This window comes from uncultured Cyclobacterium sp. (genome assembly GCF_963976465.1).
Taxonomy (GTDB): Bacteria; Bacteroidota; Bacteroidia; order Cytophagales; family Cyclobacteriaceae; genus Cyclobacterium.
In genome coordinates, this window is record NZ_CAXBOC010000526.1 from 1 (window position 1) to 3,658 (window position 3,658).

The 3,658-nt window shown below is 39.3% G+C and carries 4 protein-coding genes; all 4 read left to right on the forward strand.

Features of this window, described 5'->3' with window-relative positions:
* Window positions 1–253 precede the first annotated feature (253 nt).
* The 4 genes from AAC037_RS21555 to AAC037_RS21570 all read left to right on the forward strand — a co-directional run bounded on the left by AAC037_RS21555 (window position 254) and on the right by AAC037_RS21570 (window position 3,366).
* A complete protein-coding gene (locus AAC037_RS21555; protein WP_339905528.1) occupies window positions 254–769 on the forward strand; it encodes an antitoxin Xre/MbcA/ParS toxin-binding domain-containing protein in 516 nt (171 codons plus the stop codon).
* Window positions 769–1,227, forward strand: a complete 459-nt coding sequence (locus tag AAC037_RS21560) for an RES family NAD+ phosphorylase (RefSeq protein ID WP_339905529.1) — start codon at window positions 769–771, stop codon at window positions 1,225–1,227. Before AAC037_RS21555 ends, AAC037_RS21560 begins: the two co-directional genes overlap by 1 nt.
* A 205-nt stretch (window positions 1,228–1,432) precedes the next feature.
* Window positions 1,433–1,813: a PH domain-containing protein gene (locus tag AAC037_RS21565; protein ID WP_048642563.1), complete on the forward strand. Its 381-nt coding sequence runs from the start codon at window positions 1,433–1,435 to the stop codon at window positions 1,811–1,813.
* A gap of 101 nt (window positions 1,814–1,914) precedes the next feature.
* Entirely contained in the window at window positions 1,915–3,366 is a 1,452-nt protein-coding gene (locus AAC037_RS21570; protein ID WP_339905530.1) for a sulfatase, read from the forward strand.
* The last annotated feature ends 292 nt before the right edge of the window (window positions 3,367–3,658 follow it).

Sequence of the window (3,658 nt, forward strand, 5' to 3'; positions counted from 1 at the left end):
ATCGTCAATCTGAAAAGCACAAAATCCCCCTTTCTTTGTAAATGGGGCAAGGGGATTTCTGACGCAAACATTCTAATATATCAGCTTGAGATAGTATAAATTCTCGTAAAAGAAACCGAAGGCCATCAGGCAGTCTTACAAAGTTAAGTGCTAATGCAGGTGACTATTTACAGCCGGGCCCCATAGAAAAATACGCCGTCAAGTTTTGAAGTTTTAGACAATTGTCTTATATTGAAGTACAAATGTCTGTGCTATGATTGCTCAAGAACAAAAAAAACATGCTGCCGTTTTAAAGGCTATAAATAAGGCGATTAAGGTTTATGTTAAGGAAATAGGGGATTCTTCTACATTCGAAATTCAATCCAAAGACTTTACCTATACTGACTTTTTTGAAAATAAAATGCTTATTATCAAAGCTATTAGGGAAGGGTTTCCATACAATTTATTCCGTGTAATCAAAGAAGTAACCCCTTTCTCAGAAGATGACTGGGCGGAATACTTAAACTTGTCAAAGAAAACTTTACAAAGGCATCAAAATGAAGCCAATTATGTATTTAAACCAATACATACAGAAAAAATAATAGAGTTGGCCGAAGTGACAAATTTTGGTAATGAAGTGTTTGATTCCACTGAACAATTTTACCTATGGCTTAACACGCCGTCATATGCCTTAGGTAGTTTAAAACCTGCTGAATTATTGAAAGATTCTTATGGCAAAGAATTGGTAATGGCTGAATTGAATAGAATAGATCAAGGGATTTTTGCTTAATGATCGTTTATAGATTATCAAAGAAGAAATACTCAAATTCGTTAAGCGGAAAAGGAGCAGCTAAATCTGGAAACAGATGGAATTCAAAGGGTACAGAAATAATCTATTCAGCGGAAAGTAGGGCCTTGGCAATGGCTGAAGTGGCTGTACATTTGACTTTAGCGACTTTACCCAGTGATTATGTAATGGTTGAGATTGATATCCCTGATGATATCCAAATTAAAGTATTGGAACAAAAAGATATTCCTGAATACTGGAACAATCATCCACCAAATGCCAGTACCCAGAAAATTGGAGATGAATTTATAGAAGCATTAGATTTTTGTGTTTTGAAGGTGCCTTCAGCGGTTGTATCGGGAGATTTTAATTTTTTAATAAACCCCTATCACAAGCATTTTAAGAAAATAACAATAGCTGCTGTTAGCGATTTTTTGTTTGATAGAAGGATATTGAAATAAAACTGCCATATAACTAAGCTGTCTGAAGCGATAAAAGGCCATGGTTTATGATAATACCTGTAAAAAGTACTTCTTTCCGCCAACCCTGTAACTTAATTCAGAACCGTTCAGAGATAATCCTTTCGATAAAACCTTATTCTGCACAATATTTACTAAATTTAATTCACTAATAACAAGCAAACCAAACACTCAATTAACCAATAATATGGGATTATTTAATTCATTATTAGGCAATGCCGGAGTTGTAGACAAAGAAACCCTACTGAAAGATTTCGGTAAAATTTTAATCGCCGAGGAACAAATTGAAACCGGCTTTAAACTGATTCGGGACACTTTTATTTTTACCAGCAAAAGACTGATCCTGGTAGACAAACAAGGTATTACCGGAAGAAAATCAGAGTACCTTTCCTTGCCCTATAAGAGCATTTCAAGATTTAGCATAGAGACAGCAGGCACTTTTGATCTGGATGCGGAATTGAAGATTTGGATCTCAAGTGACCATCAACCCGCCGTAAGTAAGAAATTCAATAAATCTGTGGATGTTTATGAGGTTCAAAAATTGCTGGCAAGCTTTGTATTGGGTTAATGCTTTTTATTGATTCAGACAGATTTCCTTTGCTTTAATTTACAAGCGAAAGCCTACCCTCAAAAACGAAATCAATCACTGCCCAAATAACCATTTACCCGATGACTAAATTATTGAATACTTTTATCCTACTGATTTTTGTTTTCAGCCCCTTTATTGCGACTGCTCAGGACCGACCCAATATTGTGTTGATTATGGCCGATGACCTGGGGGGTAGAGACCTGCCTGCTTATGGCAATCGATTCAATGAAACCCCCAATATAGATAAATTGGCCAGCCAGGGAATGTTGTTTCACAATGCTTATGCAGCACCTGTTTGTTCGCCTACCCGGGCCAGTATACAGGCAGGTCAGTATCCTGCGAGGGTAGGTATTTTCGATTTTATACCGGGGCACTGGCGACCCAATGAGGAAGTAACCGTTCCCCATCATCCGGTGCAACACCTTCCTGATAAAATCTCAACCATCGGCAATGCCATGCAAGCTGCAGGTTACAATACCGGTTATTTTGGAAAATGGCATCTGGGAAACAATCCCGAGCACTTGCCCAATAGCCGAGGCTATGATGAAGCCTATATGTATGCGGGTGGTGGTTTTTATCATCCAAAGTTTGTACCCGAATACCAAACCAAAGAAAATGAGCGATTGAGCCAAACGCTCACACGCATGGGCGTTGACTTTATTGAGGAGAATAAAAAGGAGCCTTTCTTTCTTTTTATTTCGCATTATGATGTGCATGTACAGTTGGATGCAGATAGGGACCTGATCGATAAATACCTCAACAAGCCCAAAGATCCGGACTACCCAAGCAATGCGGTGTATGCAGCCATGATTACCCATATTGACGAAAGTGTGGGAGCCATAATGGAGGCAGTTGAGGAAAAAGGCTTGATGGACAATACTGTATTTATCTTCTATTCTGACAATGGAGGAGTGGACAACCGTTTTGACAATATTCCATTGTTGGGAGGAGAGAGCAAAGATGTCTATCCCGAAAAACATCCTTTACGTTATATTGCCACTTCCAATGCGCCCTTTAGAGCGGGGAAAGGAACGCTTTATGAAGGAGGAATTCGCGTACCTTTAATTGTGCGCTGGCCGGAAAAGGTAAAGGCAGGGAGTAATTCCGAAGCCATCGTCTCCAGTGTGGATTTTTATCCTACCTTTTTGGAATTGGGCCAAGGAAAACGCCCTCAAAACCAGGTTTTGGATGGGGTCTCAATGGTTTCGTCTTTAACAGAAAACTCCTTTGACCCGGAAAGGGAAGTGTTTACCCATTACCCGGTTTACCACCATGAGGTGCCCATGTCGGCATTGAGAAAAGGTGATTGGAAAATAATTGAAAACCTGGTCACCGGAGAATTTGACCTGTACAACCTGAAGTATGATACCAATGAAATGACAGATCTGAAATTCAGTTATCCTGATAAGTTGGCCGAAATGAAGAAGGCATTAAAGAAATGGCAAGTAGCGACCAATGCCCAAAACCCCGTACCCAATCCTAATTTCGATCCGGAGAAAAGATACGAATGGGGCACCAATCCGTTCAGGTAGGAAGAAGTAGTATAGTAAATAATTAACCAATAAGAGGGCAGCTAGACTCAAAGCATTAAAGGATGATGTGGAATATTGGACAGTTCATTTTTGAATAATTTTCGCAATTTAAGTTCAAAGAACAATGCCACCCTTTCCTTGGAAATTAAATTTTGCACTTAACGCAGTGACCAAGGGTAAATATCATTGAATCTAGACAAAGCCCTGGAGGGGCGAAATACCAAAGCCAGGGGTGTAAGCCCCATAGCCGTCAGGCTAAGTGTTTAAACGTCTGATTTTGAGAAAGTTTATC

Bases quoted from the DNA above. Each gene is read 5' to 3' on its own strand.
- AAC037_RS21555 (WP_339905528.1), top strand. From the start codon at position 254: ATGATTGCTCAAGAACAAAAAAAACATGCTGCCGTTTTAAAGGCTATA.
- AAC037_RS21560 (WP_339905529.1), top strand. From the start codon at position 769: ATGATCGTTTATAGATTATCAAAGAAGAAATACTCAAATTCGTTAAGC.
- AAC037_RS21565 (WP_048642563.1), top strand. From the start codon at position 1,433: ATGGGATTATTTAATTCATTATTAGGCAATGCCGGAGTTGTAGACAAA.
- AAC037_RS21570 (WP_339905530.1), top strand. From the start codon at position 1,915: ATGACTAAATTATTGAATACTTTTATCCTACTGATTTTTGTTTTCAGC.